Source organism: Pseudomonas sp. NGC7 (genome assembly GCF_047159675.1).
Taxonomy (GTDB): Bacteria; Pseudomonadota; Gammaproteobacteria; order Pseudomonadales; family Pseudomonadaceae; genus Aquipseudomonas; species Aquipseudomonas kermanshahensis.
The window spans coordinates 1607340-1622688 of sequence record NZ_BAAFZY010000001.1; the positions used below are offsets into that span (position 1 = coordinate 1607340).

The 15349-nt window shown below is 64.0% G+C and carries 13 protein-coding genes; 12 read left to right on the plus strand and 1 reads right to left on the minus strand.

What is annotated here, in order from left to right:
- The first annotated feature begins 55 nt into the window (after positions 1 to 55).
- The 10 genes from edd to ACMCNM_RS07425 all read left to right on the plus strand — a co-directional run bounded on the left by edd (position 56) and on the right by ACMCNM_RS07425 (position 12105).
- Positions 56 to 1882: a phosphogluconate dehydratase gene (edd, locus tag ACMCNM_RS07380; RefSeq protein ID WP_085272682.1), complete on the plus strand. Its 1827-nt coding sequence runs from the start codon at positions 56 to 58 to the stop codon at positions 1880 to 1882.
- A complete protein-coding gene (locus ACMCNM_RS07385) occupies positions 1879 to 2838 on the plus strand; it encodes a glucokinase (RefSeq protein ID WP_412764150.1) in 960 nt (319 codons plus the stop codon). Before edd ends, ACMCNM_RS07385 begins: the two co-directional genes overlap by 4 nt.
- A gap of 223 nt (positions 2839 to 3061) precedes the next feature.
- A complete protein-coding gene (gltR, locus tag ACMCNM_RS07390; protein ID WP_186675702.1) occupies positions 3062 to 3787 on the plus strand; it encodes a two-component system response regulator GltR in 726 nt (241 codons plus the stop codon).
- Positions 3768 to 5222 carry an ATP-binding protein gene (locus tag ACMCNM_RS07395; RefSeq protein WP_027595663.1) on the plus strand — a complete coding sequence of 485 codons (1455 nt, stop codon included), beginning with the start codon at positions 3768 to 3770 and terminating at the stop codon, positions 5220 to 5222. The genes gltR and ACMCNM_RS07395 overlap by 20 nt, the downstream gene beginning before the upstream one ends.
- A 145-nt stretch (positions 5223 to 5367) precedes the next feature.
- Positions 5368 to 6654 carry an ABC transporter substrate-binding protein gene (locus tag ACMCNM_RS07400; RefSeq protein WP_412764151.1) on the plus strand — a complete coding sequence of 429 codons (1287 nt, stop codon included), beginning with the start codon at positions 5368 to 5370 and terminating at the stop codon, positions 6652 to 6654.
- A gap of 189 nt (positions 6655 to 6843) precedes the next feature.
- Positions 6844 to 7752 carry a carbohydrate ABC transporter permease gene (locus tag ACMCNM_RS07405; protein ID WP_027595665.1) on the plus strand — a complete coding sequence of 303 codons (909 nt, stop codon included), beginning with the start codon at positions 6844 to 6846 and terminating at the stop codon, positions 7750 to 7752.
- A complete protein-coding gene (locus ACMCNM_RS07410; protein ID WP_099428424.1) occupies positions 7745 to 8590 on the plus strand; it encodes a carbohydrate ABC transporter permease in 846 nt (281 codons plus the stop codon). The genes ACMCNM_RS07405 and ACMCNM_RS07410 overlap by 8 nt, the downstream gene beginning before the upstream one ends.
- Before the next feature lie 3 nt (positions 8591 to 8593).
- Positions 8594 to 9748 (plus strand): ABC transporter ATP-binding protein, encoded by a 1155-nt coding sequence (locus ACMCNM_RS07415; protein WP_186675708.1) that lies wholly within the window; start codon positions 8594 to 8596, stop codon positions 9746 to 9748.
- Positions 9749 to 9789: 41 nt separating this feature from the next.
- Positions 9790 to 11133, plus strand: coding sequence for a carbohydrate porin (locus tag ACMCNM_RS07420; RefSeq protein WP_099428426.1), 1344 nt, complete (start codon positions 9790 to 9792; stop codon positions 11131 to 11133).
- A gap of 117 nt (positions 11134 to 11250) precedes the next feature.
- Entirely contained in the window at positions 11251 to 12105 is an 855-nt protein-coding gene (locus tag ACMCNM_RS07425) for a D-hexose-6-phosphate mutarotase (protein ID WP_027595669.1), read from the plus strand.
- On the opposite strand, the gene hexR is transcribed toward ACMCNM_RS07425, so the two are convergent.
- Complete coding sequence (gene hexR / locus ACMCNM_RS07430) at positions 12098 to 12961, minus strand: DNA-binding transcriptional regulator HexR (RefSeq protein ID WP_172960401.1); 864 nt, start codon at positions 12959 to 12961, stop codon at positions 12098 to 12100. The two genes, ACMCNM_RS07425 and hexR, sit on opposite strands and share 8 nt — an antisense overlap.
- 211 nt (positions 12962 to 13172) lie before the next feature.
- On the opposite strand from hexR, the gene zwf reads away from it, so the two are divergent.
- Both zwf and pgl read left to right on the plus strand, forming a co-directional pair.
- Entirely contained in the window at positions 13173 to 14642 is a 1470-nt protein-coding gene (gene zwf, locus ACMCNM_RS07435; protein ID WP_085272690.1) for a glucose-6-phosphate dehydrogenase, read from the plus strand.
- Positions 14629 to 15342 carry a 6-phosphogluconolactonase gene (pgl, locus tag ACMCNM_RS07440; RefSeq protein WP_027595672.1) on the plus strand — a complete coding sequence of 238 codons (714 nt, stop codon included), beginning with the start codon at positions 14629 to 14631 and terminating at the stop codon, positions 15340 to 15342. Before zwf ends, pgl begins: the two co-directional genes overlap by 14 nt.
- The last annotated feature ends 7 nt before the right edge of the window (positions 15343 to 15349 follow it).

Sequence of the window (15349 nt, forward strand, 5' to 3'; positions counted from 1 at the left end):
TTTGGAGGGGAAATGCTCGGTAAGCCGCCCCTACAGTTAGCCTGGAGTCCAGTACATGCACCCGCGCATCCTTGAGGTCACCCAACGGCTGGTCGAACGCAGCCGTGCCACCCGTGAACGCTACCTGCAGCTGATTCGCGGCGCGGCCAGTGACGGACCCATGCGTGCCAGCTTGCAGTGCGCCAACTTCGCCCACGGCGTCGCCGGTTGTGGCGCGCAGGACAAGCAGAGCCTGCGCCTGATGAACGCGGCCAACGTCGCCATCGTCTCCGCCTACAACGACATGCTCTCGGCCCACCAGCCGTACCAGCACTTCCCCGAACAAATCAAACAGGCCCTGCGCGACGTCGGCTCGGTTGGCCAGTTCGCCGGCGGAGTGCCGGCCATGTGCGATGGCGTGACCCAGGGCGAGCCGGGCATGGAGCTGGCCATCGCCAGCCGTGAAGTGATCGCCATGTCCACCGCTGTTGCCCTGTCGCACAACATGTTCGACGCCGCGCTGATGCTCGGCATCTGCGACAAGATCGTCCCCGGCCTGATGATGGGTGCGCTGCGCTTTGGGCACTTGCCGACCATTTTCGTGCCAGGTGGCCCGATGCTGTCGGGCATCTCCAACAAGCAGAAGGCCGACGTGCGCCAGCGCTACGCCGAAGGCAAGGCCAGCCGCGAAGAACTGCTGGAGTCGGAGATGAACTCCTACCACAGCCCAGGCACCTGCACCTTCTACGGCACCGCCAACACCAACCAGCTGGTGATGGAAGTGATGGGGCTGCACCTGCCGGGCGCCTCGTTCGTCAACCCTTACACGCCATTGCGTGACGCGCTCACCGCCGAGGCGGCGCAGCAGGTCACGCGCATGACCAAGGCCAGCGGCAGCTTCATGCCGCTGGGCGAGATCGTCGACGAGAAGGCGCTGGTCAATTCGATCGTCGCCTTGCACGCCACCGGCGGCTCCACCAACCACACCTTGCACATGCCGGCGATCGCCCAGGCGGCAGGCATCCAGTTGACCTGGCAAGACATGGCCGACCTGTCCGAAGTGGTGCCGACGTTGTCTCACGTCTACCCCAACGGCAAGGCCGACATCAACCACTTCCAGGCCGCCGGCGGTATGGCTTTCCTGATTCGCGAGCTGCTCGATGCCGGCTTGCTGCACGAAGACGTCAACACCGTGGCAGGCCATGGCTTGCGCCGCTATACCCAAGAGCCGTTCCTCGACAACGGCAAGCTGGTCTGGCGCGAAGGGCCGACGCAGAGCCTGGACGAAAGCATTCTGCGCCCAGCGGCGCGGCCGTTCTCAGCCGAAGGCGGCCTGCGGGTGATGGAAGGCAACCTGGGGCGCGGGGTGATGAAAGTCTCCGCCGTTGCCCCCGAACACCAGGTGGTGGAGGCCCCGGCGCGGATCTTCCACGACCAGCAGTCGCTGGCCGATGCCTTCAAGGCTGGTGAGCTGGAGCGCGACTTCGTCGCCGTGGTGCGCTTCCAGGGGCCGCGTTGCAACGGCATGCCCGAGCTGCACAAGCTGACGCCGTTCCTGGGTGTACTGCAGGACCGCGGCTACAAAGTGGCGCTGGTGACCGACGGGCGCATGTCGGGCGCGTCGGGCAAGATCCCGGCCGCCATCCACGTGTGCCCCGAAGCCTACGATGGCGGCCCGCTGGCGCGCGTGCGCGAGGGTGATATCGTGCGGGTCGATGGCGTTGCCGGCACGCTGCAGGTGAAGGTATCGGCCGAAGAACTGGCCAGCCGTGACCTGCCACCCGCCCCCCAAGGCAATGATCTGGGTTGCGGGCGCGAGCTGTTCGGCTTCATGCGCATGGCGTTCAGCCCGGCCGAGCAGGGCGCCAGCGCCTTTACCTCGGCTTTGGAGAACCTCAAATGAAGGACTTGCTGGTTGGCGACATCGGTGGCACCAATGCCCGTTTTGCGTTGTGGCGTGACAACCAGCTGTACCAGGTGAAGGTATTCGCCACCGCGGACTACACAAGCCCTGAGCAGGCCATCGAGGCCTACCTGAAGGATCAGGGCATTGCCCGGGGTGGCCTGTCGGCGGTGTGCCTGGCGGTGGCCGGGCCGGTCGATGGCGATGAGTTTCGCTTCACCAACAACCATTGGCGCCTGAGCCGCCGTGCGTTCTGCAACACGCTGCAGGTCGAGCGGCTGATGCTGATCAACGACTTCTCGGCCATGGCGTTGGGCATGACCCGCCTGCAAGCGGGCGAGTTTCACGAGGTGTGCCCTGGCCATGCCGACCCGCTGCGGCCTGCGCTGGTAATCGGGCCCGGTACCGGGCTGGGTGTCGGCAGCCTGCTGCGCCTTGGCGAGCAGCACTGGCAGGCGCTACCCGGTGAAGGTGGGCATGTCGACCTGCCGGTGGGCAATGCCCGCGAGGCCGCGATCCACCAACAGATTCACAGCCAGATTGGCCATGTCAGTGCCGAGACCGTGCTCAGTGGCGGAGGCCTTGTGCGCTTGTATCAAGCACTGTGCGCGCTGGATGGCGACACACCGCGGCACAAGACCCCGGCGCAGATTACCGATGCCGCCCTGGGCGGTGAGCCGCGGGCGTTGGCGGTGGTCGAGCAGTTCTGCCGCTTCCTGGGCCGCGTGGCGGGTAACAATGTGCTGACCTTGGGCGCGCGCGGTGGGGTTTATATTGTCGGGGGGGTGATCCCTCGGTTTGCCGAGCTGTTCCTGCGCAGTGGGTTTGCCACGAGCTTTGCCGACAAGGGCTGCATGAGTGGGTATTTTGCCGGGGTGCCGGTGTGGTTGGTGACGGCTGAGTTTTCGGGGCTGCTGGGGGCCGGGGTGGCGTTGCAGCAGGCGCTGGATCGCTGATGGGGCCGCTTTGCGGCCCTTCGCAGCACAAGGCTGCTCCTACAGGATGGCGCTGGATTATTGATGGGGCGCTTTGCTGCCCTTCGTACAGGATGGCGCTGGATCATTGATGGCGTGGTTCCTGTAGGAGCAGCCTTGTGCTGCGAAGGGCTGCAAAGCAGCCCCAATGGCAATACCCGACAGCAGGCAAAAAGACCTGCACACAACAAGAGGACGGACCATCTTGAGCACTGCCGGAAAATCGATCCTGATGGTCGACGACGACCAGGAAATCCGCGAACTGCTGCAAACCTACCTGAGCCGCTCCGGCTTCCAGGTACACGCCGAGGCCGACGGGCGGGGCTTTCGTCAGGCCCTGGAAAACACGCCCTGCGACCTGGTCATTCTCGATGTGATGCTGCCCGATGAAGATGGCTTCAGCCTGTGCCGCTGGGTGCGTCAACACCCGCGTCAAGCGCGGGTGCCGATCATCATGCTCACCGCCAGCTCTGACGAAGCCGACCGGGTCATTGGCCTGGAGCTGGGCGCCGACGACTACCTTGGCAAACCGTTCAGCCCGCGTGAACTGCAGGCGCGGATCAAGGCCTTGCTGCGCCGTGCCGAGTTCGGCCAGGCGGCGCCGAGCAGCGCCGTGCTGGCCTTCGATGACTGGCGCCTGGACACGGTCAGCCACCGCCTGTTTCACCGCGATGGCGAAGAGGTGATCCTGTCGGGTGCCGATTTCGCCCTGCTGAAACTGTTTCTCGATCACCCCCAGCAAATCCTCGACCGCGACACCATCGGCAATGCCACCCGGGGGCGTGAACCGATGCCGCTGGACCGTATCGTCGACATGGCGGTCAGCCGCCTGCGCCAGCGTCTGCGCGACACCGAAAAGCCACCACGGCTGATCCGCACCGTGCGTGGCAGTGGCTACCTGCTGGCTGCCCATGTCTGCTGCGCTTCCTGAGCGGCGCTGGCGCCTGCTGCCTCGCTCGCTGCTGGGGCGCATGCTGCTGCTCACCTTGCTGGTGGTGCTGCTGGCCCAAGGCTTGTCCAGCGTCATCTGGGTCGCTCAATTGCGTGCCAGCCAGCTGCAAGGCCTGCGCGCCAGTGCCAGCAGCCTGGCCCATTCGATGAGTGCCAGCGTCAGCTACTTCCGGTCGCTGCCCGTGGCCTACCGGCCGATGGTGCTCGACCAGTTGCGCAGCATGGGTGGCACGCGCTTTTTCGTGTCGCTCAACGACAAGCCGCTGGACATGCCGGTGCTGCCCGTCACCCCACGCAAGCAGGCGGTGATTGAGGTGTTCCAGCAGGTGCTGCACGAACGCTTGGGGCCGCAGATGGAAGTCAGCGTGGCGTTCGTCGCCCCCGATGACCTGCGCATTTTCAACAGTGGCCTGAAACTCGATGAACTGCCACGTTCCTGGGCGCATTATTCGCTGACCCTAGAGCCGCTCAACCCACCCGTACTGGTGACACAGATCCGCCTGGGCGAGGGTGAGTGGCTGTACATCGCCTCGCTGCTGCCCGAGCCCTACACCGGCCTTGAGGCCGAGCGCCTGCCCCGCCAGCAGATCGGTTTCATCGTGCTCACCACCGCCTTGCTGTTGCTGTTCATCGGCCTGTTGGTGCACTGGCAAAGCTGGCCACTCAAGCGCCTGGCGCGCGCTGCGCGGGAGTTGTCGCTGGGCGCCGATGTGGCCCCCGTGGCCGAAGGCGGGGGCAGCGAGGTGGTTGAAGTCGGCCGGGCCTTCAACAGCATGCGCGAGCGTATCAGCCGCTACCTGACCGAACGCAGCCAGCTGTTCAGCGCTATTTCCCATGACCTGCGCACGCCCATCACGCGCTTGCGCCTGCGCGTCGAACTGCTGGAAGACGAGCGCCTGCAGGCCAAGTTCAGCCAGGACCTGGATGAGCTGGAGTTGTTGGTCAAAGGCGCGTTGCAGTGTGTGAAAGACACCGATATCCACGAGAACATCGAGCCGGTCGACCTTAACCAGGTGCTGGACATCCTGGCTGAGCCTTACCTTGGCGATGGCCGCATCACGGTGGAGGGCCAAGCGCTGGCGCCCTACCCGGGCAAGCCGCTGGCGTTGCGCCGCTGCATCGGCAACCTGATCGACAACGCCATCAAGTACGGCGAGCGCGCGCGGTTGCGGGTCATCGACAGCGCCGAGGGCTTTGTCCTGCAGGTCGATGACCACGGGCCGGGGGTGCCGCAGCAGCAGATGGAGCAGGTGTTCGAGCCGCACTTCAGGCTGGCTGGGCAGCAGCAGGGGTACGGGTTGGGCTTGGGGATTGCGCGCAACATCGCCCATAGCCATGGCGGTGAAGTGAGCTTGCTCAACCTGCGCGAGGGTGGTTTGCGGGTCACGTTGTATCTGCCGCGAGGGCTGGAGTGAGCGTGTGTGCGGGTATCCCCGCGAATGTCACCAAACGATGACATTCGCGCATCGCTTCGTTACCTGGCGCTCCGGCCACGCCGCTTAGACTGCATGCAACGCAAGCGACCGACTTGCACGGCATAACAACAAGAAAGGTGCTTCGATGAATTCCACGCTCCGTCTCGCTGCCGCGATTTCCCTCGCTTCTCTGTTCCCCCTCAGCGCCCTCGCTGCCGATGCCAAAGGCAATGTCGAGGTCGTGCACTGGTGGACCTCCGGTGGTGAAAAGGCCGCTGTCGATGTGCTCAAGGCGCAAGTCGAAAAAGATGGTTTTACCTGGAAGGACGGCGCAGTTGCCGGCGGTGGTGGGGCCACGGCCATGACCGTGCTGAAAAGCCGCGCGGTGGCCGGCAACCCGCCAGGCGTCGCGCAGATCAAAGGCCCCGATATCCAGGACTGGGCCGCGACCGGCCTGCTCGACAGCGACGTGCTGAAGGACGTGGCCAAGGACGAAAAATGGGACAGCCTGCTCGACCAGAAAGTCGCTAATGTCGTCAAGTACGACCGTGACTATGTCGCGGTGCCGGTCAACATCCACCGCACCAACTGGCTGTGGATCAACCCTGAGGTCTTCAAAAAGGCCGGCATCGAAAAAGCGCCCGCGACCCTCGACGAATTCTATGCCGCCGCCGACAAGCTCAAGGCGGCCGGCTTCATCCCGCTCGCCCACGGTGGCCAGCCGTGGCAGGACAGCACTGTCTTCGAAAGCGTGGCGCTCTCGGTGATGGGCGTGGAAGGTTACAAGAAGGCCATGGTCGACTTGGACAACGCCACACTGACCGGCCCGGACATGATCAAGGCGTTGACCGAGCTGAAGAAGATCGCCACCTACATGGACCCTGACGGCAAAGGCCAGGACTGGAACCTGGAGGCGAACAAGGTCATCAACGGCAAGGCCGGCATGCAGATCATGGGTGACTGGGCCAAGAGCGAGTGGACCCTGGCCAACAAGGTCGCGGGCAAAGACTACCAATGCGTGCCGTTCCCCGGCACGAGCAATGGCTTCCTGTACAACATCGACTCGCTGGTGGTGTTCAAGCAGAAGGACCCCGGCACGGCGGCCGGCCAGCAGGACATCGCCAGGAAGGTGCTGGGTACGGACTTCCAGAAGGTGTTCAGCACCAACAAAGGCTCGATCCCGGTGCGTAACGACATGCTCGCCGACATGGGCGCGTACGGCTTCGACGCCTGCGCCCAGACCTCGGCCAAGGACTTCCTGGCTGACGCCAAGACCGGCGGCTTGCAGCCGAGCATGGCGCACAACATGGCCACCACGCTGGCCGTGCAGGGCGCCTTCTTCGATGTGGTGACCAACTACATCAACGACCCCAAGGCCGATCCGGCCGACGCGGCGAAGAAGCTGGCAGCGGCGATCAAGGCCGCCCAATAGCCAATTCCAAATCAGGCGCATTGCTCTTGTAGGAGCGGCCTTGCGTCGCGAAGGGCTGCGTAGCAGCCCCAGGCCCTCAAGAAAAAGACAACCCGACAGAGCGTGCAGGCTGCCCGTGGGGCTGCTGCGCAGCCCTTTCGCGACGCAAGGCCGCTCCTACACAAGTGAGCAACGCCTTTAAGGTGATCTATGACCACAACCACCGCCCAACTGCGGGCCTCACCCCTGGACGCTCTCCAGCGCTGGCTACCCAAACTGGTACTGGCACCGAGCATGTTCATCGTCCTGGTCGGCTTCTACGGCTACATCCTGTGGACCTTCGTGCTGTCGTTCACCACCTCGACGTTCTTGCCCACCTACAAGTGGGCGGGTTTAGCGCAGTACGCGCGGCTGTTCGACAACGACCGCTGGTGGGTGGCGAGCAAGAACCTGCTGCTGTTCGGCGGCCTGTTCATCGCCATCAGCCTGGCCATCGGCGTGTTGCTGGCGGTGCTGCTGGACCAGCGCATCCGCCGCGAAGGCTTCATCCGCACTATCTACCTGTACCCCATGGCCCTGTCGATGATCGTCACCGGCACCGCCTGGAAGTGGCTGCTCAACCCCGGCATGGGCTTGGACAAACTGCTGCGCGACTGGGGCTGGGAAGGTTTTCGCCTGGACTGGCTGATCGACCCTGACCGGGTGGTGTACTGCCTGGTGATCGCCGCGGTATGGCAGGCCTCGGGCTTCATCATGGCGATGTTCCTGGCCGGCCTGCGTGGCGTCGATCAGTCGATCATCCGCGCCGCCCAGATGGATGGCGCCAGCCTGCCGCGCATCTACTGGACCGTGGTGCTGCCAAGCCTGCGCCCGGTGTTTTTCAGTGCGCTGATGATCCTCTCGCACATCGCCATCAAGAGCTTCGACCTGGTGGCGGCGATGACCGCCGGTGGCCCGGGGTACTCCTCCGACCTGCCGGCGATGTTCATGTATTCGTTCACCTTCAGCCGCGGCCAGATGGGCATGGGCTCGGCCAGCGCCATCCTCATGCTCGGGGCGATCCTGGCGATCCTCGTGCCTTACCTGTACTCGGAGCTGCGGAGCAAACGCCATGCATAGCCCTGCCGACAAACCGGCGCTGAGCCTCGGCCGCCTGGCCATTCACGCGGTACTGCTGCTTGCGGTGGTGCTGTACCTGGTACCGCTGGTGGTGATGCTGCTGACCAGCTTCAAAACCCCGGAAGACATCAGCACCGGCAACCTGCTGAGCTGGCCGACGGTGGTCAGCGGCATTGGCTGGGTCAAGGCCTGGGGTACCGTCAGTGGTTACTTCTGGAACTCGATCTTGATCACCGTACCGGCGGTGCTGATCTCCACGGCCATTGGCGCGCTGAATGGCTATGTGTTGTCGATGTGGCGCTTCCGCGGTTCGCAGCTGTTCTTCGGTTTGCTGTTGTTCGGCTGCTTCCTGCCGTTCCAGACCGTGCTGCTGCCAGCCTCGTTCACCCTCGGCAAGCTCGGCCTGGCCAGCACCACCGGTGGCCTGGTGCTGGTGCACGTGGTCTACGGCCTGGCCTTCACCACGCTGTTCTTCCGCAACTTCTACGTGAGCATCCCCGATGCGCTGGTCAAGGCCGCGCGCCTGGACGGTGCCGGGTTCTTCACCATTTTCCGCCGCATCATCCTGCCGATGTCGACACCGATCATCATGGTCTGCCTGATCTGGCAGTTCACCCAGATCTGGAACGACTTCCTGTTCGGCGTGGTGTTCTCCAGCGGCGACTCGCAACCGATCACCGTGGCCCTCAACAACCTGGTCAATACCAGCACCGGGGCCAAGGAATACAACGTCGACATGGCGGCGGCGATGATCGCCGGCCTGCCAACCCTGCTGGTCTACGTGGTGGCAGGCAAGTATTTCGTCCGCGGCCTCACGGCCGGCGCCGTCAAGGGGTAAGTCATGGCAACGCTAGAACTTCGCAATGTGAACAAGACCTACGGCAGCGGCCTGCCGGACACCCTCAAGGACATCCAGCTGTCGATCAAGGACGGCGAGTTCCTGATCCTGGTCGGCCCTTCGGGCTGTGGCAAGTCGACCTTGATGAACTGCATCGCCGGCCTCGAGCACATCAGCGGCGGCGCGATCCTCATCGATGACCAGGACGTCAGCGGCATGAGCCCCAAGGACCGGGACATCGCCATGGTGTTCCAGTCCTACGCGCTGTACCCGACCATGAGCGTGCGCGAGAACATCGAGTTTGGCCTGAAGATTCGCAAGATGCCCCAGGCTGCCATCGACGAAGAGGTGGCGCGGGTGGCCAAGCTGCTGCAGATCGAGCACCTGCTGGCGCGCAAGCCGGCGCAGTTGTCCGGTGGCCAGCAGCAGCGTGTGGCCATGGGCCGGGCGCTGGCGCGGCGGCCGAAGATCTACCTGTTTGACGAACCGCTTTCCAACCTCGACGCCAAGCTGCGGGTCGAGATGCGCACCGAAATGAAACTGATGCACCAGCGCCTGAAAACCACCACGGTGTATGTCACCCACGACCAGATCGAAGCCATGACCCTGGGCGACAAAGTGGCAGTGATGAAGGACGGCATCATCCAGCAGTTCGGCACCCCGCAGCAGATCTACAACGACCCGGCCAACCAGTTCGTCGCCAGCTTCATCGGCTCGCCACCGATGAACTTCATCCCAGCTCGTCTGGCCCGGCAAGAGGGGCGCCTGCTGGCGCTGCTCGACAGCGGCCAAGCGCGCTGTGAGCTGCCCTTGGGCCTGGCCAGTGATGAATTGGACGGGCGCGAGATCATCCTCGGCATCCGCCCCGAGCAGATCGCCCTGGGCACGGGGGAGGGCAACGGCCTGCCCGGCATTCGCGCCGACGTGCAGGTGACCGAGCCTACCGGGCCTGACCTGCTGGTGTTCGTCACCCTCAACCAGACCAAGGTCTGCTGCCGCCTGGCCCCGGATGTGGCGTGCCGGGTTGGCGACAGCCTCAACCTGCAGTTCGACCCGGCGCGGGTGCTGCTGTTCGACGCCGCCAGCGGTGAGCGCCTGGACGTGAGCACCGCCAACGCTTCAGTGAAAGACAACGTGACTCACTTCAAGAGCCGTTGAATCGTCTACACCATCAATAAGAAAAAAGAGGACGCAAAGGGATGGAACAGCGCAATCGCATCAAGACCTTGGGCTCATTGGCCTTGCTTGCCGTGGTGGGCAGTAGTGGGGCGCAGGCCGCCGAGGCTTTCTCCAGCGAGTCAAAATGGATGACCGGCGACTGGGGCGGCACCCGCACCGAACTGCTGGAAAAAGGCTACGACTTCACCCTCGACTACGTCGGCGAAGTGGCCGGTAACCTCAACGGCGGCTACAACGACGACAAGACGGCGCGCTACAGCGACCAGTTTGCCCTTGGCGCGCACTTGGACTTGCAGAAGATCCTGGGTTGGCACGATGCCGAATTCAAATTGGCGATCACCGAGCGCAGCGGCCGCAACCTGTCCAACGACCGCATCAGCGACCCGCGTGCCGGGCAGTTCAGCTCGGTGCAGGAAGTGTGGGGGCGCGGCCAGACCTGGCGGCTGACGCAGATGTGGGTCAAGCAGAAGTACTTCGACGGGGCGCTGGACGTCAAGTTCGGCCGCTTCGGCGAAGGCGAGGACTTCAACAGCTTCCCCTGCGACTTCCAGAACCTGGCGTTCTGCGGCTCGCAGGTGGGCAACTGGGTGGGGGGCATCTGGTACAACTGGCCGGTCAGCCAGTGGGCGCTGCGGGTCAAGTACAACATCACGCCGGAATTCTTCGTCCAGGTCGGCGCCTTCGAGCAAAACCCCTCGAACCTTGAAACCGGCAACGGCTTCAAACTCAGCGGCAGCGGCACCAAGGGTGCGATCCTGCCGGTGGAGGCGGTGTGGTCGCCCAAGGTCAATGGCCTACCGGGTGAATACCGCCTGGGTTACTACTACAGCACGGCCAAGGCCGACGACGTGTATGACGACGTCAATGGCAACCCCCAGGCCCTGACGGGCGCCGCTTTCAAGTCGCACTCGAGCAAGCACGGTTGGTGGGTGGTGGCGCAGCAGCAGGTCACGGCCCACGCCGGTGACGTCAACCGTGGCCTCAGCCTGTTTGCCAACTTTACCGTGCACGACAAGGCCACCAACGTGGTCGACAACTACCAGCAGGTCGGCCTGGTGTACAAGGGCGCCTTCGATGCTCGGCCCAAGGATGACATCGGCTTTGGCGTGGCGCGGATCCACGTCAACGACGACGTGAAGAAGCGCGCCGAGCTGCTTAATGGCCAGAGCGGCATCAACGACTACGACAACCCAGGCTTCGTGCCGCTGCAGCGCACCGAGTACAACGCCGAGCTCTATTACGGCTTCCACGTCACCAACTGGCTGACCGTGCGCCCGAACCTTCAGTACATCAAGAGCCCCGGTGGGGTGGATGAGGTGGATAACGCGCTGGTCGCGGGCTTGAAGATTCAGTCGTCATTCTGAGGGCATTTGTTGTAAATTTACGCCAATCCATTTTCGGCTCCCGGCATCCACTGGCTTGCAGTGGTTGTCGGGGATAGGCCGAGACAGCGCTATCTCAAACAACAAGAGCTCTGAACCATGCCCGAACATCCGCTACATCGCTTCTTTTCCTCGCAACGGCCACGGCCGACGTTCGAGTGGGAGCGTTACCAGCAGCGCGATGTGCTGATCATCGACCACCCCCGTTGCCAGGCTGTATTCAGCCGGCAGGGTGCGCAGTTGCTGCACTTTCAACCGGCCGGCGAACGGCCCTGGCTGTGGTGCGCCGAACAGTGGCCGCAAGTGGGCGCCATTCGTGGCGGGGTGCCAGTGTGCTGGCCCTGGTATGGCCGCCACCCCAGCGAAGACTTGTGGCCGGCCCATGGCTGGGCGCGCCTGCTCGACTGGAAGCTAGTGGACAGCCGCGAGGATGAAGAGGGTGTGACGCTGAAGTGGCGGTTGGACCTGTGCGACTGGCAGGTCGACCTGCATGCGCGGCTGGGCAGCCGTATGGAGCTGAGCCTGAGCACCGAGCACCAGGACAGCGAACCCTGCCAGCTGAGCCATGCGCTGCTGGCGTACTGGCGTATCAGTGACGTGTCCGAGATAGCGCTGTCTGGGCTCGAGGACATCGAAGGTTACGACCGCCTGAACCGCCAGGCCTGCCGCGAAGATGGCGCGCTGAAGCTCAAGGGCGGCTGCCAGAAAGTGTACCCGGGCACCCCGCGGGTGCAGCTACAGGACCCGGCCTGGCAGCGGGAGCTGTGCATCGATACCGGTGACAGCGACGATACCGTGGTCTGGCACCCGGGCAATCGCCCGCTGATGGGCGTGAGCGGTCGCGAGTGCCTGGGCTTTGTCTGTGTCGAAGCCGCCAGTGGCAGTGGCGAGGGCCTCAGCCTGGCCCCGGGGCAGCGTGCCCACTTGCGTTTGCAGGCGCACCGGCTCAGTTGAGCTCGTCGTCCTCGATCGGGTAGCGGCTGGCGTTGAGGCTTTCCTTGATCTTGCGCAGGTGCGGCTGGAAGTCCACGCCGCGGCGCAGGGTCATGCCGGTGGCCAGCACGTCGAGCACGGTCAGCTGGATGATCCGCGAGGTCATCGGCATGTAGATGTCGGTGTCTTCTGGCAACGGAATGTGCAGGCTCAGGCTGCAGGCCTGGGCCAGCGGCGAGCCGGCAGCGGTCAGGCCCAGTACCGAGGCGCCGTTTTCGCGGGCCACGCGTGCCACCTCGACCAGCTCACGGGTGCGGCCGGTGTAGGAGATGATCACGAACAGGTCGCCGGTGTGGGCCACCGAGGCCAACATGCGTTGCATCAGCACGTCGGCGTGGGCCGACACCGCCAGGTTGAAGCGGAAGAACTTGTGCTGGGCGTCCAGCGCCACGGGGGCCGAGGCACCCAGGCCGAAGAAGTGGATCTGCCGGGCCTGGATCATCATGTCCACGGCGCGGCTGACCTGCTGCGGGTCGAGTTGCTGGCAGGCACTGTCGAGCGAGGCGATGGCGCTGCCGAAAATCTTCTGGGTGTAGGCGGCAGGGTCATCGTCGGCCTCGACCGCGCGGCTGACATATGCAGCGCCACTGGCCAGGCTCTGCGCCAGTTGCAGCTTGAGCTCGGGGTAGCCGCTGACGCCGAACGAACGGCAGAAGCGGTTGACGGTCGGTTCGCTGACCTTGGCCGCCTGGGCCAGCGCAGCAATGCTGAACCGGGTGGCTTGTTGTGGGTTGAGCAGGATGACTTCGGCGACTTTGCGTTCGGCCTTGTTCAGCTCGTCGAGGCGTCCCTGGATCTGTTCCAGGAGGTTTCGCACGCGGTCCATGGGTGTGTCCTTGGGTCGGGAAGACAGCCGGCTGACGGAGCAGCAGGCCTTTTGCACGGTCGTCTATCGTACTGTCGGTGCGTGTGGCGCACCACTTGTCTGTAATACTCGTCGGTAATGTTGTTAGTTTTACTACATTACCCCTTGAAAACCGTATGTGAAAGCGGTATTCCTAGACCAACTTTAGGAAAGAACCAACATCATGGCTGCGATCAGTGTCGAACCTTGCACCTTTGCCCTGTTTGGCGCCCTGGGCGACCTGGCATTGCGCAAGCTGTTTCCTGCGCTTTACCAGCTCGACCGCGCCGACCTGCTGCACCCGGACACGCGTCTGTTGGCGCTGGCCCGCGAGAGCGGCAGTGCGCAGGACCACCTGAGCACCATCGAAGCGCATTTGCGCCGGCATGTCCCCGACGCGGACCTTGAGCCCGCGACACTGGGCCGCTTCCTCGGCCGGCTGAGCTACCAGCACCTGGATTTTCTCCAGCCCGAGGGCTACCAGGCGCTGGCTGAGCAGTCGCCGGGCGAGCTGCCCTTGATTGCCTATTTCGCCACGGCGGCGGCCGTTTATGGTGCCATCTGCGAGAACCTCGACAGAGCCGGCCTGGCCTCCCGTACCCGGGTGGTGCTGGAAAAGCCGATCGGCCACGACCTGGAGTCGTCGCGCCGGGTCAACGATGCCGTGGCACGGTTCTTCCCCGAGAACCGGGTGTACCGCATCGACCACTACCTGGGCAAGGAGACGGTGCAGAACCTGATCGCGCTGCGCTTTGCCAACAGCCTGTTCGAAACCCAGTGGAACCAGAATTCGATCTCCCATGTGGAGATCACCGTGGCCGAAAAGGTCGGCATCGAAGGCCGCTGGGGCTATTTCGACAAGGCCGGCCAGCTGCGTGACATGATCCAGAACCACCTGCTGCAGTTGTTGTGCCTGATCGCCATGGACCCGCCCAGCGAACTTTCAGCCGACAGCATTCGCGACGAGAAGGTCAAGGTGCTCAAGGCCCTGGCACCGATCACCGGCGAAGGGCTGAGCACCCGTGTGGTGCGTGGCCAGTACATTGCCGGTTACAGCGACGGCAAACCGGTGCCCGGTTATCTGGAAGAAGACAACGCCAACGCGCAGAGCGACACCGAGACGTTCGTTGCCCTGCGCGCCGACATCCGCAACTGGCGCTGGTCGGGCGTGCCGTTCTACCTGCGCACCGGCAAGCGCATGCCGCAGAAGCTGTCGCAGATCGTCATCCACTTCAAGGAAACACCGCACTACATCTTCGCCCCGGAACAACGTTTGCAGGTGGGTAACAAGCTGATCATCCGTCTGCAACCGGACGAAGGTATTTCTTTAAGGGTGATGACCAAGGAGCAAGGCCTGGACAAGGGCATGCAACTGCGCAGCGGCCCGTTGCAGCTGAATTTTTCCGATGCCTGGCGCAGCGCGCGGATTCCGGATGCCTACGAACGCCTGTTGCTCGAGGTGATGCGCGGCAACCAGAACCTGTTCGTGCGCAAGGATGAAATCGAATATGCCTGGAAATGGTGCGACCAGTTGATCGCCGGCTGGCAAAGCGCAGGTGATGCGCCCAAGCCTTACGCGGCGGGCTCCTGGGGGCCGATGAGCTCGATTGCACTGATTACACGAGATGGGAGGGCGTGGTATGGCGATATCTGAACTGCAACTGCCGGTGGCGGTGAAGGCGCACGAACTGGCGGATGCCAAGACCCTGGCCGCAACGCTGGCCCGGGATGTGGCCGAGCGCCTGCGGGCGGCAATTGCCGCCAAAGGCCAGGCCTGCGTGGTGTTGTCCGGTGGGCGCAGCCCGGTGCCGTTTCTCGAGCGCTTGGCCGCCGAGGCGCTGGACTGGTCGAAGGTCACCGTGAGCCTCGCGGATGAGCGCTGGGTGCCGGTGGAGCATGCCGACAGCAATGCTGGCCTGCTGGCCCGCCACTTGCTCAAGGGCACTGCCGCCAAGGCACGCTTCATGGGCCTGTATCAGCAGGCTGAAAATCTTGAACGCGCCGCCGCCAACGCCGACCAGGCGCTGGCAGACCTGCCCGCCATCGACGTGTTGGTGCTGGGCATGGGCGACGACGGCCATACTGCTTCGCTGTTCCCGAACAGCCCCAACCTGGACGACGGCCTGGCCCCAAACAGCTCCCGTCGCTGCCTGCCGATGCTGGCGCCCAGCGTGCCGCATCAGCGCCTGTCGATGACCCGCGCCTTGCTGGCCAGTGCCGCGTTTACCGCGCTGTCCGTGCAAGGCCAGGGCAAACTCGCTACCCTGCGCGCCGCGCTGGCGGGCGAAGACCTTACCGAAATGCCGATACGCGCCTTTCTTCACGACCCCCTGGACATCTACTGGTGCCCATGAGCCAAGG